We start from the raw sequence: 20523 nt of genomic DNA, 5'->3' as shown, positions 1-20523 counted from the left end.
GGACCAGGATCGATATCCAGAAAGGACCAAAGGTGTTCCCTACGAGAATCGAAATCGTCCCGTCAACAGGGATCCTTGAGCAGGTCCGCGCCCATGTTCCGCTGACCACCACGCTCACCGTGACGTGCCTGCCCCACCACGGCATCGAACGGACCATCCGCGTGGCGGTGGAGCTGGGCGGCCTCGGCTACACCGTCATCCCGCACCTCGCGGCGCGCAGCATCCATGACCGGGCCGAAACGACGCGGATCATGCGGGAATGCGACGCCGCCGGCATCCGCGAAGTGTTTGTGATCGGCGGCGACCGGAAGCAGCCGGCAGGCTCCTACGAACACACCCTCCCGCTGCTGGAGGACATCGCGCAGTACACGGGCGGCCGGATGCGCGCCGGCGTCGCGGGTTACCCGGAAGGGCACCCGAAGGTGCAGCCCCTGGACCTGCTCGACGCACTGCTGGCCAAGCAGCACCTGGCCACGTCCATCGTCACCCAGATGTGCTTTGCCGCGCCCAAAATCACCGACTACGCGGCGCTTTTGCGCCGTGAAGGCGTCAAGCTGCCGGTCTGGGCGGGAGTGGCGGGGTCCGTCCCGCGGACCAGGCTGGTCTCGCTGGCCACGCAGATCGGCGTCGGAAGTTCCCTGAAGTTCCTGAGCAGGAAAGGCCCGTTGGCGCGCAAGCTGCTCAGCGGTGACCGCTACTCGCCCGCCAGCCTGGTGGCCGAGCTCGAAACCACCAATACCACTAGTCCTGAAACCGGCAACCTTGCCGGCATCCACCTTTACAGCTTCAACAACCTCGATGCGGTCCCCAACGAAGCGGGCCCCGCGTCATCCCCAGCAGCACTCCAGCCAGCATTGATTCGAGGAGCAGCACGTGAGCAGTAAAACCGTCACCACCCCCCAAACCCCGCATCTTGAACGCCAGCTCAGCAACCGGCACATCCAGCTGATCGCCATTGGCGGCGCCATCGGCACGGGCCTGTTCATGGGCTCCGGCAAAACCATCTCCGCAGCCGGCCCGTCCGTCATCTTCGTCTACATGATCATCGGCTTCATGCTGTTCTTCGTCATGCGGGCCATGGGCGAACTCCTGCTGTCCAACCTGCACTACAAGTCCTTCAGCGACTTCGCCGCGGACCTGCTGGGCCCCTGGGCCGGATTCTTCACCGGCTGGACCTACTGGTTCTGCTGGGTGATCACCGGCATCGCTGACGTGATCGCGATCGCCGGCTACTCGGAGGAACTCTGGCCGGGGCTGCCCCTGTGGATCCCGGGCCTGGTCACCGTGGCCATCCTCCTGCTCCTGAACCTCGCCACGGTGCGGGCGTTCGGTGAGACCGAGTTCTGGTTCGCGCTGATCAAGATCATCGCCATCGCGGCGCTGATCATCGTGGGCCTGTTCATGATCTTCAGCGGTTTCCAGTCCGACGCCGGCCCTGCCACCTTCTCCAACCTGTGGAGCCACGGCGGATTCTTCCCGAACGAATTCATGGGCTTCGTGGCCGGCTTCCAGATCGCCGTGTTCGCCTTTGTGGGCATCGAACTGGTGGGCACCACCGCGGCCGAGGCCAAGGACCCGGAGAAGAACCTGCCCAAGGCCATCAACTCCATCCCCATCCGCGTCCTGCTCTTCTACGTGGGCGCCCTCATCATCCTGATGTCGGTCACCCCCTGGACCCAGTTCCAGGCCGGCCACAGCCCGTTCATCGCCATGTTCTCCCTGGCCGGCCTCGGCGCCGCCGCCACCGTGGTGAACCTGGTGGTCCTCAGCTCGGCCATGTCCTCGGCCAACTCCGGCATCTACTCCACCTCCCGCATGGTCTACGGCCTGGCCCAGGAAGGCGACGCCCCCACCATGTTCAGCCGCCTGTCCCGCCGCAAGGTCCCGCAGAACGCCCTGTTCCTCTCCTGCGTCCTGCTGCTCTCCGGCGTCATCCTGATGTACGCGGGCTCGGACATCGGCAAGGCCTTTGACATGGTGACCACCGTCTCCGCCGTCTGCTTCGTGTTTGTCTGGTCCATCATCCTGGCCAGCTACCTGAAGTTCCGGACCCGCCGCCCGCACCTGCACGAGGCCTCCAAGTACAAGATGCCCGGCGGCATCCCCATGGTCTGGGTGGTCTTCGCGTTCTTCGCCTTCGTGCTCTGGGCTCTGACCACGCAGCCGGACACGCTCCTGGCACTGCTGGTCACACCCATCTGGTTCATCGTGCTCGGCGCCGCCTGGTTCATCATCCGCCGCCGCCCGTCCCACCTGGCCCGCTACGCGGAGTTCCAGAAGGATCTGGCCGGCGAGCAGGTCGTGGCCGAGGAGAAGGCCGCCGCCCACGAGAAAGCCCTCCGGGGGAACTAAATGGCCACCGAACACGTCCTGACCGTCAACTGTGCGGAGTCCCCGGGCATCGTCCACGCGGTCACCGGGTACCTGCTGGACCACGGCTGCGACATCATCGACACCAAGCACTTCGGCGACCGCCAGGCCCGGCAGTTCTTCATGCGCATCCACTTCGAATCCGGTGCCAGGGAGTTCAGCACCGACGAGCTGCGCAGCGACTTCGCGCCGCTGGCCGAAACGTGGGCCATGAACTGGCAGCTGGAGCCGCACGGCCGCAAGCGCCGGGTCCTGGTGATGGTGTCCAGGTTCGGGCACTGCCTGAACGACCTTCTGTTCCGGGCCCGCACGGGCGATCTTCCCGTGGACATCGTGGCCGTGGTCTCCAACCACACGGACCACGAGGAACTGGTCAAGTGGCACAACATCCCGTTCTTCCACCTGCCGGTCACCAAGGAGACCAAACCGGCGCAGGAGGCGCGGCTGCTGGAGCTGGTGGACGAATTCGATGTCGAGCTCGTGGTCCTGGCCCGCTACATGCAGGTCCTCAGCGATGAGCTGTCGGCGAAGCTCACCGGTAAAACCATCAACATCCACCACTCGTTCCTGCCCAGCTTCAAGGGCGCGAAGCCGTACCACCAGGCCTATGACCGCGGCGTGAAGACCGTGGGTGCCACGGCGCACTACGTCAACGCGGAGCTGGATGAGGGCCCGATCATCGCCCAGCAGGTCATCGAGGTGGACCACACGCACACGGCGGAGGACCTGGTGCGGGTGGGCCGGGATGCCGAGTGCAAGGCGCTGAGCAACGCCGTGCGGTGGCACTGCGAGGGCAGGGTAATGCTCGACGGCGGCAGGACAGTCATTCTCCGCTGACAGTTCATGCTGCACTCGCTTCACAGAGATGGCAGATGGCGCTGATGTTTTCTATCAGACGCCATCTGCCATCTCGCGTTTACGCCTGAGGCAAGGACCCAGCCCCCTTGCCTCAGGCCTCCTGCATCACTGCGGGCTGCTCCAGGTGCGTGGCCGCATCCGCGTGCGTGGCGGCGTCGGCGTCCGTCTCCGCAGCCGCCTGCGCAGCCACAACACTGCCCGAAGCCGGCACGTCGCCGGCCAGTGAAAGAATGATGCTTTGTGCCACCCCGCGGATGCCCAGGCTCCTGGCTCGCGCCGCCTGGGTGAGGGAGCCAAGAGCTTCGTCGTAGGAGCACTGGTCCTGCGCCATGATCACGCCGCAGGCGGTGTCGATCTCGGTGCGGCTGGCCAGGGCCGTGCGGAGTTCCGCGGAGAGGACCAGGTCCGCCCGGATCTGCAGTGCCAGTGTGAGGCTGTTGGCCGCGACGTCGGAAAAAGCCAGGAGACGCGCGGCGACGGCAGGGCTGAACACGTTCCCCGCGGCGGCATAGAACGTCAGGGCCGCACGGTATCCGCGTTTGAGCCCCAGCGGCATGGCGACAGCGGACCGGAAGCCGGCACTTCTCAGGCTCGCCGCGTAGCCGGGCCAGCGGGCGTCCTTGCAGTGCTCGTTGAGCATGATGGACAATCCGCCGTTCAGCGCCCGTGCCGTGGGGCCCCGCCCGGTGCGGTGCTCCCAGCGCGAAAGTTCGCCGGCGCCGTCGTCCGTTGCTGCCGTGCAGGGTGTGGCCTGCGGCCGCAGGAGTGTCACTGTGCATTCCACGGGTGAGCCGGCAACGTCACTGGCCATCGTGGCCGCGATCTTGGCAAGCGAGAACGCCAACGCGGCCTCGGAGTGCCCGCGGATGTCCAGTAGGACGCCTGTGTCCCGCCGTTCTGACTGAGATGCAGTTTGCATGGTCCAACCCCCAGAGTCGGTATCCATTTATTGTATGAATTCCGTCAAGAGGACACCCGAGTAGTGAGTACTCGCTTTTTCAGGCGACCCTGGAGGCGCCGCACGCGGTCAGTCCGAGGGACCCTTCGGCGGGATCTCCTGGATGACCCAGCGGTTGCCGTCAGGGTCGCTGAAGTGGGCGAACATGAACCCGCCGAGGTCCTGGGCCTCGCTGATGGGGGCGCCGCGGCCGACGAGTTCGCTGCGCGCCCCGGCCATGTCCGGCACCACCAGCTGGAGGCCTTCAAGGCTGCCCGGCACCATACCGTTCATGCCCGTGCCGATGACGATCGATGCCGCGGATCCGGGCGGGGTGAGCTGGACGACGCGCATCCCGGGGATGTGTTCGACGTCGTGATCAAGCACGAAGCCGAGCTGGTCGGTGTAGAAGGCCTTGGCGCGGTCGACGTCGGACACAGGCACCTGAACAACTTCAAGTCGGAGTTCCATGCCGCCAATCTACGGCACTGGCCGGACTATTTGTCGAAGTAGGTGACCGGCTCTTCGCCTGAGACCTTCAGGACGATCTCCTCGGCTATGTCCCGGAGTTTCTGGTTCCGGTGGCTGGAGACATTGATCAGGATTGCCATGGCCTCGGCCTGGCTGCACCGGTTCTGGCCCATGACGATGCCGCAGGCGAGGTTGATGGCCGTGCGGCTGGTCATCGCCTTGGCCAGGTCATCCGCTGCGCCCTCCGCGGTGCCGATGCGGACGGCCAGGCGCACGGCCCGGCCGGCGACGTCGGCGAACCGGGCCGCCTCGGCGATGGTTTCCTCGCTGAACAGGCCGGTGGCAGGCGCGAAGAAGTTCAGGGCTGCGCTGGCGTCTTCATTGAGCTGCATGGGCACGCCGAGGACGCTGAAACAGCCTTCCTCGATCAGTGCCTTCTGGTAGCCGGGCCAGCGCGGATCGGTGCGGGCGTCGGCCATCAGGACCGGCTTTTTCACCTTCAACGCCAGGATGCACGGGCCGTCGCCCACCCGCTGTTCGATCATGTCCAGGTGCACGGCGCGTTCAGTGCTTCCGCCTACCGTCGCGGTTTTCTTGCCGTGCTTGAGCGTGACGCCGCATTCAATGTCGGCCCCTGCTGACCGGCTGATCGAGGAAGCCGCAATGACGGAGAGCCCGCCAAGGAAGTCCGCCACCGAATCCGTGCCGATAATCAGGTCCTGCAGCTCAAGGAGCAGCTCATGCTCAGGCGAAACAGTCATCCCTCATTCTAGGCAGAACCCGGTTCAGCCATCTGCTGGACGGCGGCCGGATCCTGGGTAATCACGATCTCCAGGGCCTCCGGGTCCAGCAGCTTCCGCGTGCCGGTCCGTGCGTCCCTGATCCAGATCAGTTCCAGTGAACGTACGACGTCGGTGACCCGGCCCCGGTGGAACAGCTTCCCGTTGTGCCACGCCTCGATGTAGTCGCCCGGCTGGAGCTTTACCTTCTGTGCCTGCTGTGTGCTCATGCTGTGCCCCCTGCTGATGATGTCCCCGTAGTCACAGCATGCCCGGGGCAGGTTGCCGGGGTGTTTCAGCGCGGTGATTTTTCCGTGACGGCTTCGGGCGGCTCCGGCCTTGCCCGTCCCCGCCGGTGCTGGGACTTGCGGGGACTAAAGCCTCTGACACCGGAAGCCCTCCGGGACGAGAATGGATTCAGGGGTATGGCGGGCCGGCAGCGGGGAAGCAGTGATGATGTTCTGGGACGGGCATATGGGTGGCTATGACGGGGGCGTACCCCGTTACCGCCTCGCTGAGGACCGCCTCGCCGCGCTCCGCCGAGGCCGCGGAACGTGATGGACCTCCGCCTCGTCTCCCGCGTGCTGTTCCTGCGGGCGGCCTGGCGCAGGCGGGACCACTGGGACGCAGCCCGGATCGCCCACCACCAGGAGCAGGCCCAGCAGGAACTGCGCCGGGCAGCCTATGCCGGCTCGGAGTTCTACCGCCGCCATCACGCCGGACTGTACGACGCACCCCTGGACCAGCTGCCGCCCGTGACGAAGGCGGACCTGATGGGCCAATTCGACGAGGCAGTCACCGCACCGGACCTGCGGCTGGCCGATCTGGAGAAGCACTTGCATGCCCTGGTTGAGCGCGGGGGAGACCCGGGTGTGCCGTGGAAGGGCCGCTGGTGGGCTGCGGCCACGGCAGGGACAACAGGCCGGCGCGGAACCTTTGTCTGGGACCGGGCCGAGTGGGCGACCGTCCTGGCCTCCTATGCGAGGGCGAACGACTGGGCCGGCATTTCCGCGGGGCCAACCCACCCTCCGAAGGTGGCCATCATCAGCACCCTGGTCCCCACCCACCAGTCAGCGGTCCTGGGCGCCTCCCTCCGCTCCAGGCTGGTTCCCACCCTCCGCCTGGACGTCACCGCGCCCTTGGCGGGGACGGTGGCTGCGCTGAACCGGTTCCAGCCCAGGGTCCTGGTGGGCTACGCCTCAGCCCTGAAACCGCTCGCGGCCGAGCAGCGGGCCGGACGGCTGCACATCTCCCCGCAGGGGGTGATGTCCGCCTCCGAAGTGCTCAGCCCGCACACCGCAGCCGAGCTGGAGGCGGCGTGGGGGAGCACGCCTTTCGATGTGTACGCGGCCACCGAAACGGCCGGCATCGCTTCACCCTGCATTTACCGGAACCGCCACGTCTATGAGGACCTGCTGATTGTCGAACCCGTGGACCGGGACGGGAAACCCGTTCCGCCCGGGACCACCGGGGCAAGAGTCCTGGTCACTGTCCTGTTTTCGCGGACCCTTCCGCTGATCCGCTACGAAATGTCGGACACCGTGCGGCTGGGCGGGCGGGGCTGTGCCTGCGGACGCTCCTTTGCCCTGCTGGAGGACATCGAGGGCCGGATCGAAGACGTCCTGCACCTGCCGGGCACAGCCGGCACCGTGGATGTCCACCCGATGGTGTTCCACGATGTTCTGGACCAGGCGGCCCGCGCAGGATGGCAGGTCATCCAGGAACCTGCGGGCCTGAGGGTGCTGCTGGTGGGCCTTCCGCCGGGCAGGTCGGTAGAGCAGGTGAGGGCTTCAGTCGTTGAAGCCCTCACGAGGGCCGGCGTTGTGCAGACCGCAGTGGACCTTCATCTGGTGGACACGCTCGAACGGACACCCCTCGGCAAAGCGCCGCTGGTGCGTGGCCTGAAGAAAGACTTTCGTGGCTGACGAGGCGCCCCGGCGGTAGAATTCAACCGGCCGTCGTCGGGCCGCCCCTCGCAAAGGCCTGGCGCTAGGGACTGGACGAAATCATGCTCAGAAAGCTGCTTTGCACGTTGAACGTGGGGCACCACTGGCTGGCCGAAACGGACCAGGACGGGACGCTGCGCCGGCACTGCATCCATTGCGGAAAATACGATCACAGCGGCGCCAGATGGTCTGGACGGCGGGTCGCAGGCGACTATCCGGCCGAGCCAGGCGGGACCGACTTCCCGGCCAGCCCCTTTAGCTGATAGTCGTCCTGCGCCGAAGTGCTTCCCTTTGGCGCTGGTCTGTGGGATTGCTCCGTCAGAAAGGGACTCCGCAGCGCAGGATGACGTTGGCATAGGGCGTCGCTTCGCCGGAGCGGACCACCACCTTGGCAGAGGCGACAAGGTCCTTGAGCTCTTCATGCGAAACGTAATCCACGCCAGGGAATCTCTCGGTTATCCACCCGCCCGCTGTTTTGCCAATGGCTTCGGAGGCGGCAACGCACCCTTCGAAAACCACGTCCTCACACAGGGCATCGAGTACCTCAGTGAACCGAGGCACGCCAAAGACCAGCGCCAGGTCCACCGTGGGCGTGCCCAGGGGGATGGGCAGGCCGCAGTCGGCAACTACCACGAGGTCCCCATGACCGAGCCTCGATATATGGCCATTGAGTGAAGCATTCAGAATGCCGGTTTTCTTCACAGGGTCACCACCGGAAGTGCGTCGGCAGCAGTGGGGTAGGAAGCCTGGGTCCCGGAACGTTGGACCGAATAGGCCCCCACCCGTGAAGCAAACTCCACGGCCTTACCTAACGTTGAGCCCACAGCAAGGGCTGCCGCAAGTGCGCCGACAAAAGCATCTCCGGCGCCCGTGGTGTCCACTACTTCCACCCTCGGGGCAGGAACTGATTCGACCTTGCCGTCCTCTGTGTACATAGCCCCCAAGGATCCTCTGGTCATGATCACCGAGCGGGGACCGACGGCGGCCAGCACGGACAGCAGTTCCGCATGGTCAGCCGGAATCGGGTGGTCAGGGTTCAACTGGTGAAGGACCAAGGCGGCTTCATGTTCATTCACCACCAGCGGGTCCGCCGCCTTTATTGTTTCCAGGGCCACATGGATCACCGGTGCGAGGTTCAGGATCACCCTTCCGGTCGCGAGGGCAACCGCTGCCTCAGTACCGGTCCGGGGGATTTCGCCCTGAACCACGAGTATTCCGGCATTGGCTATGGCATCCCTGTGCCGAAGAATGGCTTCTCTGTCGGTGACCGCGTTTGCTCCCGGGATGACGACGATGGTGTTCTCACCGTTGGAATCAACCGTCACAAACGCCGTTCCGGTGGCTCCCTCCGTGGCACCGATGCCGGAGACGTCCACACCTGAGTCCCTGAGCAATTGCAAAGCCAGGGCAGCATTAGGGTCCTGCCCCACAGAACCGATAAGGACGACGTCGGTCCCCAGACGTGCGGCCGCCACCGCCTGGTTCGCCCCCTTGCCTCCCGGCACAACGTGGGACTCCCGTCCGGCCACGGTCTCGCCGGGCGCCGGCAGCCTGTCAACACTTGCCAGGTAGTCCACGTTGATCGAGCCGACCACCGCGACGTGGAGCTTCGGCGTCGCGCCTTTTTCCTCTGACTTCATCGAATTCACTCCCTGTTGGAACGGACTGGGCCCGTGGTGTTGACAGTGTTATATCTCACAGCTACGTTTATTTGTAACACGGTTCAGCCCCAAGATCACATAGTTCTAACATGCTGACCACACCGTTTCCTCCCGAAACACCGGCGGAAACAGCAAGAGCACCGAATCAAAGCCGAGCCGGTGCGTCCTAGGAAACAGGAGCGTCAAGGTAGATGCGCGCAATAGTCTTTGAAGGTCCAGGAAAACTCGGGCTCCGTGAAGTGCCGGACCCCGTCCCCGGGCCAAAGGAAGTGGTTATTGAAGTTGCCGCAGTGGGTATTTGCGGCACTGACACCCATGTCCTGGACGGCGAGTTTGAGGGGACCGTGTTCCCCCTCGTCCCGGGCCATGAAGCCTCCGGTACAGTGACCGCCCTCGGTGAAGGCGTCACCAACCTGGCCGTCGGTGACCGTGTGGCGATCAATCCCAGCACCACCTGCGGTGAATGTGAGTACTGCCTCACGGGCCGCGGAAACCTGTGCCGCAACTGGAATGGCCTGGGCGTTGTGGCCAGCGATGGGGCTGCAGCGCAGTTCCTGAAGGCGCCGGTGAGCAACGTTTTCAAGTTAAAGCCCGAAACGGATCTCTACCAGGCAGCCCTCATTGAACCGTTGGCCTGTGCGATCCGCGGCTACGACATCCTTCCCCGCAAGATGGGCGAGCACTACCTCGTCTACGGTGCCGGCACCATGGGGTTGCTCATGGCACAGCTTGCACCCCGCGCCGGGGCGGCCAGCGTCACCATCGTCGACCTGAACGAAAGCCGCCTGGATGCCGCCCGCGAAGTCGGCATCGAAAATGTTTATGCATCAGCCGACGACGCCGACCGCGACCTGTGGGACGTGGTGATCGACTGCACTGGCGTCATCCGCGCCATCGAGGACGGACTGCCCCGCGTCAAGGCAGGCGGCACCTTCCAGCATTTCGGCGTGGCTCCCGTGGAAGCAAAGGCCGGTTACTCGCCGTTCCGTGTGTACCGCGACGAAATCAGCATTGTGGGCACCATGGCGGTACTGAACACCTTTGGCCGCGCGGTCGAAATGTTCGAAGCCGGCGCCATCAAGAGCGTCCCCATGATCAGCCACTCCTTCACCCTCGATGACTACAACGAGGCCCTGGACAAGTTCCGCCAGGGAACCGGGCGGAAGCTGCAGATCCGGCCCAACGACGCCAGGTCCCAAGTCCTCTAATGGAAGCACCCACCAACCTCTCCCAAGAGGCCGACAAAGCAAAGTCTGCACCCATGAGCACTCGCAAAGCACCAGCAAAAAAGCGCGGCCGGCTGATCTTCGGCGGCGCAGCATTGGTCCTGATCATCCTGATGTTCCTGAGCACCAAGATCGTCTCCACCTCAGACAGCACCGGCACGGCGGCCGGCACGTTCAGCCCACAGCAGTTTGCTGAGCAGAAGTACGAAAGCGAAATTGCGCCGGACATTGAGTCCCGGGCTGAGGACATCGCCGTGGTGAGCAAGGCCCTGACCGCCGATCCGGCAGCCGCGGCCAAAGAGTTCGGTGTGGTCTCCGGGTCCTCCCCGGCCGTCTATTCGGTCAAGCTGAAGGGCGTCGCCGGCCAGCCCGACGCGAACGGTCTCCTTCCGGTCCAGGTCGAAGGTGTACCGGCGGAGGTCAAGGTCTTCGTCCAGATGGGCCCGGCCGTCAACGGCACCGCCATCCGTGACGCCACCGGCAAGGTCGACTTTGCGCAGTTCAAGAACCAGATCGAATACCAGAACGTCGGCGCCGAACTGAACAAGCAGGTCAAGAAGTTTGTGCTGGACAAGATGGACAAGGCCACCCTCGTGGGGAAGACCGTCTCGGTGACTGGCGCGTTCCAGCCGATCAATCCCGCGGCCTACATCATCACGCCGGTGAAGATCGAGGTGACGCCATGACCGGCAATATCATCCTCCGGGCCACCAACGTCGCCAAACGCTACGGCGGAACCCAGGCCCTCAAGGGTGTTGATTTTGAGGTCGTGGAAGGTAAAGTCACCGCGCTCTTCGGTGAAAACGGCGCCGGCAAATCCACCCTGATGAAGATTCTCTCCGGCATCGAGGCGCCCACCTCGGGCGGCCTTGAGCTGAGGGGCGAGCCGGTCCAGTTCGCGAACACCGTTGAAGCCCGCGATCAGGGCATCTCGATCATCCACCAGGAACTGAGCCTGTGCCCGAACCTGAGTGTGCGGGACAACATCTACATGGGCCGGGAGATCATCGGCCGGGCCGGCGGCGTTGACTACGCCACGGAACGGAAAAATGTCCAGGAGCTGATGGTGCGGCTCGAGGAGCAGATCGATCCGGACACACTGGTCGCGGATCTCCGCCTTGGACAGCAACAGATCGTTGAAATCGCCCGGGCAATATCGGTCAACGCCAATATCCTCATCATGGACGAGCCCACCTCCGCACTCAGCGCCAGCGAAGTGGAAGTCCTGTTCAAGGTCATCCGCGACCTCACCGCCGCCGGTGTCTCGATCGTCTACATCTCGCACCACCTCGAAGAGGCCATCGAGATCTCCGATTACGCCACCGTCCTCCGGGATGGGCTGATCGTTGCCCATGAGGAGACCCGTAACGTCGACCTTGACTGGATCGTGGGCAACATGGTGGGGCGCAACTTCGATCTGGGTCAGCCTCCGGCCAGGACCGACTTCACTGACGCTGCACTGGAGATCGACGACGTCCAGGTCGCCGATCCCTCCAACCCCGGGCGGCTCGCGGTCAACGGGGTCTCACTGACCGTTCACGCCGGTGAGATCGTCTGCATCTACGGGCTCATGGGGGCCGGCCGAACAGAGATGCTCGAAGCCGCAGCTGGGCGGGTGCCCCTTGTCGGCGGCCAGGTAAGGGTCCAAGGCAAGGACCTCGCGAGCCTCACCATCGCCGAACGGATCGGGGAGGGCCTGAGTCTGGTCCCGGAGGACCGGCAGCGTGACGGACTGGTCCAGACCATGACGGTGGGACGGAATCTGTCCCTCGCCAGCCTCGGCTCGTTCATCAAGCGGGGGATCCTCTCCAACACGGATGAAAACAAGCTCGTCAAGCAGGGAATCCAGGACGTCAGGGTCAAAACCGCAGGTCCGGGTGCCGCCATCGGGTCCCTCAGCGGCGGCAACCAGCAAAAGGTGGTCATCGCCAAGATGCTTGCCACCAACCCCAAAGTCATCCTGCTTGATGAGCCAAGCCGGGGGATCGACGTCGGGGCAAAGGCGGAAGTTTTCGGCCTGTTGGCGGAGCTGGCGGAGAAGGGCCTGGCAGTCCTTTACTCAACATCCGAGGTGGGGGAGTGCCTGAGCATCGCCCACCGGGTCATTGTCATGAGTAAGGGCAGGATCTCTGCCGAATTCGACGCTTCCACCACCACCAAAGAACAAATCATGGCGGCCTCCGGTGAATCCGCCACTGCTTCGACCACGAACGGACACTAGACATGAGCTCCACACGCACGCCGGCCCAGAGCCGGCCAGGATGGCTTTCCGGGGGTTTGGACATCCCCCGGCTGCTGCTCGAAGGCCGCGCATTCATCGCCCTGATCGTTATTACCGTGGTTTTCTCGATCCTGTCGCCGAACTACCTGAGCGTCAATAACCTCCTGACCATGTCCGCGCACGTTGCGGTCTTCGCAATCCTTGCCGTGGGCATGCTGATGGTCATCCTCAACGGCGGCATCGACCTTTCGGTGGGTTCCACCGTGGGACTCGCCGGCGTCATCGCAGGCTTCCTGATGCAAGGGGTGCCGGTACCCGCCTTGGGCGTCACCCTGTACCCGCCCGTGTGGGTAGCGGTGCTGGTGGCGGTGGGCGTGGGCGCACTGGTGGGCTGGATCAACGGCACCCTGGTGTCCAGGTTTGGCGTCGCGCCGTTCGTGGCAACACTGGGAACCCTTTACGTGGTCCGCGGCGCAGCGCTGCTGATCACCGGCGGGCTGACCTATTCCAACCTCCGCGGCAACCCGGCGCTGGGCAACACCGGCTTCGATGCCGTCGGCTTCAACCGGATCCTGGGCGTTCCCACGGGTGTTCTGGTCATGATCGTCATTGCTGGCATCGGCAGCCTGGTCCTCGCCCGCACGGCGTTTGGCCGGTGGCTCTACGCCTCCGGCGGCAACGAACGGGCCGCGGAGCTCTCCGGCATCCCCGTGAAGAAGGTCAAGGTCAGCATCTACGTCATCTCCGGCGTGTGTGCTGCGATTGCCGGCGTCATCATTGCCTCCGAACTCACCTCAGCGAACCCCACCACCGGTAACTCCTTCGAACTGACAGCCATTGCCGCCGTCGTCATTGGTGGCGCCGCACTCTCCGGCGGCCGGGGCAACATCCGCGGCGTCCTGCTCGGTGCCTTCGTCATCGGCTTCCTCTCCGACGGCCTGGTCATCATCGGCGTCTCCGAATACTGGCAGATGGTCTTCAAGGGCGCCGTGATCGTTGTCGCCGTGATGCTCAACCGCCTCGAATACCGGTCCACAAAGGTTAAGGAAGTCAAGGGTGCTGCAGCGCCGCCCACCAAAGAGAAGATGCCGGGCGACTCAGTCAACGAGCCAGTGTCTTAGTTCCAGCCAGCAATACATCACAACGCAAACACTACGAAGGACATCATCATGAAGCTAAAAGCTGCAGCCGTTCTGGCTGCCTCCACTGCGATCTTCGCCCTCACCGGTTGCGGCGGCTCGCCGGCACCTTCCACCACGGGGTCGGCATCCGCAGGCGGCGGCAGCAACCTCATCACCGTGATCGTGAACAACCCGGCCAACCCGTACTGGTCCACCGAAGGCGCAGCGGCCAAGGCCGAGGGCGAGAAGCTCGGGTACAAGGTTGACGTCACCTCCCACAAGGGCGACACCAAGGCCGAGAGCGACCTGGTGGACGCGGCTATCACCAACAAGTCGGCCGCGATCATCCTTGACCCCGCCAATGCCGATGGTTCGATCGGAGGCGTACAGAAGGCAGTCAGCGCCGGCATCCCGGTGTTCCTGGTCAACGCCGAAATCAACGAGCAGGGCCTGGCGAAAGCGCAGCTGGTGTCCAACAACGCCCAGGGAGCTGCCCTCGGTGCCCAGGAGTTCGTGAAGGCAATGGGCGGGAAGGGATCCTACGTCGAACTCAAGGGCGCGCCGTCGGACAACAACGCAGCCACCCGCTCCAACGGTTACGCCACGGTCCTCTCCCAGTACCCCGACCTGAAGCTCCTCGACGCCCAGGTTGCCAACTGGGACCAGAAGGAAGGCCACGACAAGACGCAGTCCATGCTGCAGGCGCACCCTGACCTTCAGGGCGTGCTCGCGGGCAATGACCAGATGGCCCTCGGCGCCATCGCCGCGCTGAAGGAAGCCGGCAAGCTGGCATCGGTCAAGGTGGGCGGCTTCGACGGCGCACCGGACGCAGCCGAAGCCGTCAAGGCAGGATCCCTCTCGTACACGGTTCTTCAGCCGGTTGCCGAATTCGCCAAGAAGGCCGTTCAGCAGGCCGATTCGTTTATCAAGACCGGCAAAACCGGCGCCAGCGAGGAAAAGCAGGCATTTGACTGCACGCTGATCACCAAGGACAACGTTTCCAAGTTCACGTCCCCGTTCACCCTGTCAAAGTAGGCCTTTCGCACCAGGCAGCTTAGGGCAGGACACATGAGTCGGGCTGGCCGCTGGCCGGAAATTTGCTGAGCGGCCAGCCCGACGCCAAGCCAAGCAACCACAGCCCTCCCGGGCAAGAAACAAGGAACCCATGGCATATCTGTTCAACAACCCGCTCGACTTTGCCGAGCAGCTCACCGAGGGACTCGCCGCGGCCTATCCCGGGTGGATCCGCCAGGTTCCTGGCGGAGTGGTCCGCAGCAACGGCACCGCCCCGGGCCATGTCGCCGTCGTCACGGGTGGGGGATCCGGCCACTACCCGGCGTTTGCAGGGCTTGTTGGCCCGGGACTCGCCCACGGTGCGGCGATGGGGAACATCTTCGCCTCGCCCTCCGCACAGCAGATCTACTCCGTGGCCAAAGCTGCCCACGCGGGCGGCGGGGTCCTGCTGACCTACGGCAACTACGCCGGCGACGTCCTCAACTTCACCCAGGCCCAGGAACGATTGAACGGTGAAGGGATCCGGACCCTGATGGTGGCCGTGACCGACGACATTTCCAGCGCGTCAGCAGCCGAAACGGGTAAGCGGCGGGGTATCGCCGGAGATTTGGCCGTCTTCAAGACGGCCGGGGCCTGTGCCGATGCAGGGGCAAGCCTCGATGAAGTCTTCCGCGCAGCCACCCACGCAAACAGCAGAACCCGATCGTTCGGAATCGCCTTCTCCGGGTGCACCCTGCCCGGCGCGGGGGCTCCGCTGTTCAGTGTGCCTGAAGGACGCATGGCCGTGGGGATGGGAATCCACGGTGAGCCCGGCATTGGTGAACAGGACATTCCCACAGCCGACGGCGCCGCGGAGTTGATGGTGCGTGCCCTGCTCGCCGAAGCGCCGGAAGACGTGACCGGCAGCAGCGTCGGACTCATCCTCAACGGACTCGGAGCCGTGAAATCCGAGGAACTCTTTGTGGTCTACAGAAAAGTCGCACAGCTCCTGGACTGGGCAGGAATCACTGTTATAGAGCCCGAAATTGGCGAGCTGGTGACAAGCTTTGAAATGGCCGGCGTGTCCCTGAGCCTTTTCTGGCTGGACGATGAACTCGAAAAGTACTGGCGTGCCCCTGCCAGCACCCCGGCCTTCCGGAAAGGGTCTGTGGCTGACGCGGGTCCCAGTTATGCGACTGCAGAAACGGGCCTATCGGCGGGTGAAGAAATGCCGCCTGCATCGGAAGCATCCAGGCACGCGGCAGAAACCATCCAGGCCCTCCTGGATACAGCCCAGTCCGTGATCGATGAAAACGTGGACGACCTCGGCGCCCTGGACGCCATTGCAGGCGACGGCGACCACGGCATAGGTATGCAACGCGGCGTCCGGGCCGCCGCGCAGGCCGGAAGAATGGCGCTCGGCGCTGGTGCCGGGGCGGGGACCCTGCTGTCCCTGGCCGGTGACGCCTGGGCCGACCGTGCGGGCGGAACCTCCGGGGCACTGTGGGGCGTCATCATCAAGGCCCTTGGCGAATCTTTGGGCGACAACGACGTTCCCGATGGCGGGAGTATCTCCCAAGGCATCTCCCAGGCGGGTAAGCGGGTCATGGACTTCGGCAAGGCTGAACTCGGTGACAAGACCCTCGTGGATGTCCTCATTCCGTTCGGCCACGCCTTCACCGAGGGGACCAGCTCAGGGCTCTCATTGGATGAGGCGTGGCACAAAGCAGCGGATGCCGCTGACCACGCCGCCGAGGCAACGGCCTCACTTGTTCCGAAGATCGGCCGCGCGCGTCCGCACGTTGAGAAAAGCATGGGAAGTCCGGATCCGGGCGCCGTGTCCATGGCAATGATCATCAGGGCGATCGAAAACGCCCTGGCCGCAAAGGAGAAGGCAAATGACTAACAAGCTGCGAATTGTTGTCGGCAGCGACGATGCTGGCTACGAATACAAGGAGGCGCTCAAGGCCGACCTCGAAAAGAGCGACCTGGTCGATTCCGTCCGTGATGTCGGCGTCGATGAGAACGGGCACACCGCTTACCCGACCATCGCGATCACCGCCGCAGAAATGATCGCCAACGGAACGGCCGACCGGGCGTTGCTGGTCTGCGGGACGGGCCTGGGCGTCGCCATCGCGGCCAACAAGGTCGACGGCGTCCGCGCCGTGACAGCGCATGACAGCTATTCCGTTGAACGGTCTGTCCTCAGCAACAATGCCCAAGTACTCACCTTCGGCCAGCGCGTGGTTGGCCTCGAACTTGCCCGGCGCCTCGCACGCGAATGGCTCACGTACACGTTCGACGACGGCTCACCCTCTGCGGAGAAGGTCCGGCTGGTGGAGGCATACGAGGCCGACCGCGATGCATGACCGGGGGACTGGTAACTCCGCGGTAAAAACATGAGGGACGGATCAAAACCCGCGCTGCTGGGGGTCAGTCTCAAGCTTTATTTCGGCCATACGGAAACGTTGGAGTGGTGCACGGAGGTGGCCCGCATGGCCCGCCACCACCAGGGGCTGCAGGATGGGGACGTAAAACTCTTCGTGCTCCCTAGTTTTCAGGCCTTGGTTCCCGCGGGGGAAATTCTTGCTGACACTCCGGTGCTCGTGGGGGCGCAGAACCTGCACTGGCAGGACAGGGGGGCCTACACGGGCGAGGTCAGCGGATTGGCTTTGAGCGAGGCAGGCTGCCGGTATGTCGAGGTGGGCCATGCGGAGCGACGGCGCCATTTCGGAGAGGACGATTCCGTAGTGACCGCCAAGACAGCGGCGGCCTTGCGGAACGGGCTCATACCTGTCATCTGTGTCGGCGAAGTTGAACGGGGGTCCGCCGCGGACGCTGCAGCAGTCTGCGTCGACCAACTCCGGTCCGCACTCGCGGAGACTGGCGGGTCAGACGTTCCCGTCGTCGTCGCCTATGAACCCGTATGGGCGATCGGCGCGGAGCACCCCGCCTCACCAAAACACATCGGAGCAGTCTGCACTGTCCTTCGGGAGTGGCTTGGCGGCCAGAACCGTTTCCTCGACTGGTCCGTGATCTACGGCGGAAGTGCAGGACCCGGACTCCTGACAGAACTGGGTTCCGACGTCGACGGACTGTTCCTGGGCAGGTTCGCGCACAACGTCGATGCACTTTCGGACATCATTAGGGAAGCGGCCAATCCACTGCGGATCACCAGGATCCAATAACACAGGGATGTAACGGTATCGCCATAAGGTTCAGGAGAACACATGAAATCTGGGGCCGAGGCTCACGAATCGCGCCTTTCCCGCCGGGGCGAAAGGCAGCGCGCGATCTCCGAGGCTGTAATGGCCGAAGGTGCAGTGCGAATCGATGAGTTGGCTGAGCGCTTCGGGACCAGCCAGATGACCGTTCACCGCGACCTGGACGAGCTGGAAGCCAGGGGCCTCCTCCGGAAATCCAGAGGGATGGCCACGGCCCTCTCATCGAGCCTCGTCGAATCGAGTGATGTCTTCCGCAGCGGGCAACAGCGATGGGAAAAGCGGGAAATTGCCCGTGCGGCCATTGAGTTTGTGGAGGCCGGACAAGCGATCTTCCTGGACGATTCAACGACGGTACTCGAGATGGCCAGGCTGATTCCGTCACGAACCCCGCTGACGGTCATCACCAACGTGCTCACCCTGATCAACGAGCTGAAGGCCACGAGGGGAGTCTCGCTGGTGGCGTTGGGTGGAAGCTACTACAACTGGTGCAGTTCCTTTATGGGGGGCACCACTATCGAAGCCATCAACAGGCTCCGGGCAGATGTTTTCATCATGTCCACCGCAGCGATCACGGACGATATCTGCTTCTTCCAAAGCCAGGCGACAGTGGACATCAAGCGGGCAATGTTCAATGCGGCAGCGAAAAGAATCCTTCTGGTCGATCACACAAAATTTGAGCGACGGGCGCTCTATGCCCTGGCACCCCTGTCCGACTTCGACGTCGTGATTGTGGATTCCAAAACGGGTCCCGATGTCATCAGCAGGCTTAAGTCCCACAACGTGCACGTCGTCGTCGCTGCCGGCCATGCCGGCAATGGCGAAGGAAGTGTTCCAAATCCATCCATCAACCCCAACGCGGAGGAATCCACGCCATGACTGAAGCAGGCACCATCCAAACCCCCCGGACCATGCGGGCCAGCGTACTGGTCCGCCCCGGCACCGTGGAAGTGCAGGACGTCCAGGTCCCGGTGCTGAACTCTCATCAGGTCCTGGTCAAAATCTCCGCCGTCGGTGTCTGCGGATCGGACACGCATTTCTTCCAAGAGGGCCACATCGGCGACATGGTGGTCAAGGAGCCGCTGATCCTCGGGCACGAATCAGCGGGCACCATCGTGGCTGTGGGAGCCGATGTCCCCGCTGACCGCATAGGGGAGCGCGTTTCGATCGAACCGCAAAAGCCCTGCCGGGTGTGCGAATACTGCAAGAGCGGCCAATACAACCTGTGTCCGCAGATCGAGTTCTATGCGGCTCCTCCCATCCACGGTGCATTCGCCGAGTATGCGGCCATTGAAGCCGATTTTGCCTACCCTGTCCCCGATCATGTCAGCGATGAGGCGGCGGCGCTGATGGAGCCGCTCTCGGTGGCGATCGCCACGTGCCGCAAAGCCGCAGTGCGGCCCGGGGCAAGGGTGCTCATTGCCGGTGCCGGGCCCATCGGGGTTCTGGTGGCAAAGGTCGCCGGGATCTACGGGGCTGCCGAGATCGTGGTGTCGGATCCGGCCCCGCATCGGCGCGAGTTCGCTGTGGAAGCAGGCGCAACACGGGCTGTGGACCCCATGAGTGGCGAACCCGCCACCGCCGGTCCGCTTTTCGACGTTTTCGTGGACGCCTCAGGTGCTCCGGCTGCCATTCAGGCCGGCATACGCGCCGTGAAGCCGGGTGGAAGAGTCGTTCTCGTGGGGATGGGGGCCGATGACGTGATGTTGCCCGTGTCGCTCATCCAGAACCGTGAAATCGAACTGACGGGAATATTCCGGTACACGAACACCTGGCCCATGGCCATCAACCTCGTGGCATCCGGCCTGGTTGATCTCGACTCGCTGGTCACACACCGCTTTGGCCTCGACAACGTCGAAAAAGCGCTGCTGACCGGCAGTACCGATCCCCACGCAATCAAGTCCGTCATCCTCCCTTAGCCCTGTCCAGCTGGAGGTTGGGGCGGTCCGGGATCTCCATCTGGAAGCCGCAGCGGCACCGGAGGACCTTGGTGGCCAGGTAGACGCTCAGCGCCTCGGGGATCAGCCGGTCCGAGTAGCTTCCGTTGATGCTGCGCAGTTCGCTGCCCACGGTGTTCATGGGCTGGCCGCAGTGGATGTAGTGGCCCCCGAACGCCAGCACACCGGAGGGGTTGCCCGGGCGGTTGAGGATCCGGGCCACCTCCGCGACGTCCGCGTCCCGGGTATCGGGCGCGCCGCATCCGGTGCAGGTGAACGTCACCGCCACCATGAACGGGGAGCCCGCGAACGGGGAGCCGGCGTCGAGCGCGTCTATGTCGGTGATCTTCAGGGTGTCGCCGTTCCAGCAGGTTCCACACCTCAGCGGGTCCGGCGGCGGACTCTGCGACAGGGTGTCGTCGTCCGCCCTGACGCTCATCAGGCCACTGCCGGGTAGCTGGCCAGGATGTATTCGGCCGCGGCCGGACCATGCATCATGAGTTTGCTGTCATCGATGTCGATCCCAAGCCGTTCCAGGGCGGCACCGAACGCCGCGTCGGACTGGGGTTGGAGATCGCTCAGGAGGCACCAGCTGACATACAGCCCGTACAGGCAGTCAGGGCCCAGAGGGCAGTCGCTGGTGGGGTCGAGAATCGTTGCTTCATCAAGAAAACGCTGGTAATGCGAGGTGGACATTGTGGCTCATTCCATGCCTGCATCCTGTGCTGCCGCGATGCTACAGCAGCTTCCCGCGGCCTATGCAGAGGGACCGGGTACCGGGA

22 protein-coding genes are annotated in these 20523 nt (G+C 64.1%); 14 read left to right on the top strand and 8 right to left on the bottom strand.

What is annotated here, in order from left to right:
• Nucleotides 1-32 precede the first annotated feature (32 nt).
• From ACS5PJ_RS17815 to purU, 3 genes are read left to right on the top strand one after another with little or no spacing between them, the layout of a single operon-like run.
• Complete coding sequence (locus tag ACS5PJ_RS17815) at nucleotides 33-884, top strand: methylenetetrahydrofolate reductase (protein WP_439436191.1); 852 nt, start codon at nucleotides 33-35, stop codon at nucleotides 882-884.
• Nucleotides 874-2352 carry a D-serine/D-alanine/glycine transporter gene (cycA, locus tag ACS5PJ_RS17810; RefSeq protein WP_439436190.1) on the top strand — a complete coding sequence of 493 codons (1479 nt, stop codon included), beginning with the start codon at nucleotides 874-876 and terminating at the stop codon, nucleotides 2350-2352. The genes ACS5PJ_RS17815 and cycA overlap by 11 nt, the downstream gene beginning before the upstream one ends.
• Nucleotides 2353-3207, top strand: a complete 855-nt coding sequence (purU, locus tag ACS5PJ_RS17805) for a formyltetrahydrofolate deformylase (RefSeq protein ID WP_439436189.1) — start codon at nucleotides 2353-2355, stop codon at nucleotides 3205-3207.
• Between the two features lie 112 nt (nucleotides 3208-3319).
• Here the strand turns inward: purU and ACS5PJ_RS17800 are convergent, their stop codons facing one another.
• The 4 genes from ACS5PJ_RS17800 to ACS5PJ_RS17785 form a co-directional block, all read right to left on the bottom strand.
• Complete coding sequence (locus tag ACS5PJ_RS17800) at nucleotides 3320-4147, bottom strand: ANTAR domain-containing protein (RefSeq protein WP_439436188.1); 828 nt, start codon at nucleotides 4145-4147, stop codon at nucleotides 3320-3322.
• Between the two features lie 108 nt (nucleotides 4148-4255).
• Nucleotides 4256-4636 carry a VOC family protein gene (locus tag ACS5PJ_RS17795; RefSeq protein ID WP_439436187.1) on the bottom strand — a complete coding sequence of 127 codons (381 nt, stop codon included), beginning with the start codon at nucleotides 4634-4636 and terminating at the stop codon, nucleotides 4256-4258.
• Between the two features lie 26 nt (nucleotides 4637-4662).
• Nucleotides 4663-5397, bottom strand: a complete 735-nt coding sequence (locus ACS5PJ_RS17790) for a GAF and ANTAR domain-containing protein (protein ID WP_439436186.1) — start codon at nucleotides 5395-5397, stop codon at nucleotides 4663-4665.
• Nucleotides 5398-5405: 8 nt separating this feature from the next.
• A complete protein-coding gene (locus tag ACS5PJ_RS17785; protein WP_439436185.1) occupies nucleotides 5406-5645 on the bottom strand; it encodes a hypothetical protein in 240 nt (79 codons plus the stop codon).
• A 327-nt stretch (nucleotides 5646-5972) separates the two neighbouring features.
• Between ACS5PJ_RS17785 and ACS5PJ_RS17780 the strand changes: the two genes are divergently transcribed.
• Entirely contained in the window at nucleotides 5973-7340 is a 1368-nt protein-coding gene (locus tag ACS5PJ_RS17780) for a phenylacetate--CoA ligase family protein (RefSeq protein ID WP_439436255.1), read from the top strand.
• 339 nt (nucleotides 7341-7679) lie between these two features.
• On the opposite strand, the gene rbsD is transcribed toward ACS5PJ_RS17780, so the two are convergent.
• Both rbsD and ACS5PJ_RS17770 read right to left on the bottom strand, forming a co-directional pair.
• A complete protein-coding gene (gene rbsD, locus ACS5PJ_RS17775; RefSeq protein WP_439436184.1) occupies nucleotides 7680-8063 on the bottom strand; it encodes a D-ribose pyranase in 384 nt (127 codons plus the stop codon).
• On the bottom strand, nucleotides 8060-9001 hold the full coding sequence (locus ACS5PJ_RS17770) for a ribokinase (protein WP_439436183.1): 942 nt from the start codon (nucleotides 8999-9001) through the stop codon (nucleotides 8060-8062). The genes rbsD and ACS5PJ_RS17770 overlap by 4 nt, the downstream gene beginning before the upstream one ends.
• 212 nt (nucleotides 9002-9213) lie before the next feature.
• On the opposite strand from ACS5PJ_RS17770, the gene ACS5PJ_RS17765 reads away from it, so the two are divergent.
• The 10 genes from ACS5PJ_RS17765 to ACS5PJ_RS17720 all read left to right on the top strand — a co-directional run bounded on the left by ACS5PJ_RS17765 (nucleotide 9214) and on the right by ACS5PJ_RS17720 (nucleotide 19723).
• Nucleotides 9214-10230, top strand: coding sequence for a zinc-dependent alcohol dehydrogenase family protein (locus ACS5PJ_RS17765; protein WP_439436182.1), 1017 nt, complete (start codon nucleotides 9214-9216; stop codon nucleotides 10228-10230).
• 53 nt (nucleotides 10231-10283) lie between these two features.
• Nucleotides 10284-10934: a DUF2291 family protein gene (locus tag ACS5PJ_RS17760; RefSeq protein ID WP_439436181.1), complete on the top strand. Its 651-nt coding sequence runs from the start codon at nucleotides 10284-10286 to the stop codon at nucleotides 10932-10934.
• The gene (locus ACS5PJ_RS17755; RefSeq protein WP_439436180.1) at nucleotides 10931-12469 is read left to right on the top strand and encodes a sugar ABC transporter ATP-binding protein; all 1539 of its coding nucleotides are present in this window, start codon (nucleotides 10931-10933) and stop codon (nucleotides 12467-12469) included. The genes ACS5PJ_RS17760 and ACS5PJ_RS17755 overlap by 4 nt, the downstream gene beginning before the upstream one ends.
• Nucleotides 12470-12471: 2 nt before the next feature.
• A complete protein-coding gene (locus tag ACS5PJ_RS17750) occupies nucleotides 12472-13590 on the top strand; it encodes an ABC transporter permease (protein WP_439436179.1) in 1119 nt (372 codons plus the stop codon).
• A gap of 48 nt (nucleotides 13591-13638) precedes the next feature.
• Nucleotides 13639-14625: a D-ribose ABC transporter substrate-binding protein gene (locus ACS5PJ_RS17745; RefSeq protein WP_439436178.1), complete on the top strand. Its 987-nt coding sequence runs from the start codon at nucleotides 13639-13641 to the stop codon at nucleotides 14623-14625.
• Nucleotides 14626-14755: 130 nt separating this feature from the next.
• A complete protein-coding gene (locus ACS5PJ_RS17740) occupies nucleotides 14756-16489 on the top strand; it encodes a dihydroxyacetone kinase family protein (RefSeq protein WP_439436177.1) in 1734 nt (577 codons plus the stop codon).
• On the top strand, nucleotides 16482-16952 hold the full coding sequence (locus tag ACS5PJ_RS17735; protein WP_439436176.1) for a ribose-5-phosphate isomerase: 471 nt from the start codon (nucleotides 16482-16484) through the stop codon (nucleotides 16950-16952). Before ACS5PJ_RS17740 ends, ACS5PJ_RS17735 begins: the two co-directional genes overlap by 8 nt.
• Before the next feature lie 30 nt (nucleotides 16953-16982).
• Nucleotides 16983-17771, top strand: a complete 789-nt coding sequence (locus ACS5PJ_RS17730) for a triose-phosphate isomerase family protein (protein ID WP_439436175.1) — start codon at nucleotides 16983-16985, stop codon at nucleotides 17769-17771.
• A gap of 42 nt (nucleotides 17772-17813) precedes the next feature.
• Nucleotides 17814-18683, top strand: a complete 870-nt coding sequence (locus ACS5PJ_RS17725) for a DeoR/GlpR family DNA-binding transcription regulator (RefSeq protein ID WP_439436174.1) — start codon at nucleotides 17814-17816, stop codon at nucleotides 18681-18683.
• On the top strand, nucleotides 18680-19723 hold the full coding sequence (locus ACS5PJ_RS17720; RefSeq protein WP_439436173.1) for an NAD(P)-dependent alcohol dehydrogenase: 1044 nt from the start codon (nucleotides 18680-18682) through the stop codon (nucleotides 19721-19723). The genes ACS5PJ_RS17725 and ACS5PJ_RS17720 overlap by 4 nt, the downstream gene beginning before the upstream one ends.
• Here ACS5PJ_RS17720 and ACS5PJ_RS17715 read toward each other — a convergent pair.
• Entirely contained in the window at nucleotides 19710-20180 is a 471-nt protein-coding gene (locus ACS5PJ_RS17715) for a hypothetical protein (protein ID WP_439436172.1), read from the bottom strand. The two genes, ACS5PJ_RS17720 and ACS5PJ_RS17715, sit on opposite strands and share 14 nt — an antisense overlap.
• Entirely contained in the window at nucleotides 20180-20437 is a 258-nt protein-coding gene (locus ACS5PJ_RS17710; protein ID WP_439436171.1) for a hypothetical protein, read from the bottom strand. The genes ACS5PJ_RS17715 and ACS5PJ_RS17710 overlap by 1 nt, the downstream gene beginning before the upstream one ends.
• Nucleotides 20438-20523: the final 86 nt, after the last annotated feature.

This window comes from Pseudarthrobacter cremeus (assembly GCF_051857465.1).
Taxonomy (GTDB): Bacteria; Actinomycetota; Actinomycetes; order Actinomycetales; family Micrococcaceae; genus Arthrobacter.
This window is presented reverse-complemented; position numbering and strand designations above follow the sequence as displayed.

What these genes read in the sequence shown, in the direction of transcription:
- ACS5PJ_RS17765 (WP_439436182.1), top strand. Translation starts at nt 9,214, where the DNA reads ATGCGCGCAATAGTCTTTGAAGGTCCAGGAAAACTCGGGCTCCGTGAA.
- ACS5PJ_RS17710 (WP_439436171.1), bottom strand. Translation starts at nt 20,437, where the DNA reads ATGTCCACCTCGCATTACCAGCGTTTTCTTGATGAAGCAACGATTCTC.
- ACS5PJ_RS17715 (WP_439436172.1), bottom strand. Translation starts at nt 20,180, where the DNA reads ATGAGCGTCAGGGCGGACGACGACACCCTGTCGCAGAGTCCGCCGCCG.
- ACS5PJ_RS17725 (WP_439436174.1), top strand. Translation starts at nt 17,814, where the DNA reads ATGAAATCTGGGGCCGAGGCTCACGAATCGCGCCTTTCCCGCCGGGGC.
- purU (WP_439436189.1), top strand. Translation starts at nt 2,353, where the DNA reads ATGGCCACCGAACACGTCCTGACCGTCAACTGTGCGGAGTCCCCGGGC.
- ACS5PJ_RS17770 (WP_439436183.1), bottom strand. Translation starts at nt 9,001, where the DNA reads ATGAAGTCAGAGGAAAAAGGCGCGACGCCGAAGCTCCACGTCGCGGTG.
- ACS5PJ_RS17790 (WP_439436186.1), bottom strand. Translation starts at nt 5,397, where the DNA reads ATGACTGTTTCGCCTGAGCATGAGCTGCTCCTTGAGCTGCAGGACCTG.
- ACS5PJ_RS17780 (WP_439436255.1), top strand. Translation starts at nt 5,973, where the DNA reads ATGGACCTCCGCCTCGTCTCCCGCGTGCTGTTCCTGCGGGCGGCCTGG.
- ACS5PJ_RS17735 (WP_439436176.1), top strand. Translation starts at nt 16,482, where the DNA reads ATGACTAACAAGCTGCGAATTGTTGTCGGCAGCGACGATGCTGGCTAC.
- ACS5PJ_RS17755 (WP_439436180.1), top strand. Translation starts at nt 10,931, where the DNA reads ATGACCGGCAATATCATCCTCCGGGCCACCAACGTCGCCAAACGCTAC.
- ACS5PJ_RS17795 (WP_439436187.1), bottom strand. Translation starts at nt 4,636, where the DNA reads ATGGAACTCCGACTTGAAGTTGTTCAGGTGCCTGTGTCCGACGTCGAC.
- ACS5PJ_RS17800 (WP_439436188.1), bottom strand. Translation starts at nt 4,147, where the DNA reads ATGCAAACTGCATCTCAGTCAGAACGGCGGGACACAGGCGTCCTACTG.
- ACS5PJ_RS17760 (WP_439436181.1), top strand. Translation starts at nt 10,284, where the DNA reads ATGAGCACTCGCAAAGCACCAGCAAAAAAGCGCGGCCGGCTGATCTTC.
- ACS5PJ_RS17720 (WP_439436173.1), top strand. Translation starts at nt 18,680, where the DNA reads ATGACTGAAGCAGGCACCATCCAAACCCCCCGGACCATGCGGGCCAGC.
- ACS5PJ_RS17750 (WP_439436179.1), top strand. Translation starts at nt 12,472, where the DNA reads ATGAGCTCCACACGCACGCCGGCCCAGAGCCGGCCAGGATGGCTTTCC.
- ACS5PJ_RS17740 (WP_439436177.1), top strand. Translation starts at nt 14,756, where the DNA reads ATGGCATATCTGTTCAACAACCCGCTCGACTTTGCCGAGCAGCTCACC.
- ACS5PJ_RS17745 (WP_439436178.1), top strand. Translation starts at nt 13,639, where the DNA reads ATGAAGCTAAAAGCTGCAGCCGTTCTGGCTGCCTCCACTGCGATCTTC.
- ACS5PJ_RS17730 (WP_439436175.1), top strand. Translation starts at nt 16,983, where the DNA reads ATGAGGGACGGATCAAAACCCGCGCTGCTGGGGGTCAGTCTCAAGCTT.
- ACS5PJ_RS17785 (WP_439436185.1), bottom strand. Translation starts at nt 5,645, where the DNA reads ATGAGCACACAGCAGGCACAGAAGGTAAAGCTCCAGCCGGGCGACTAC.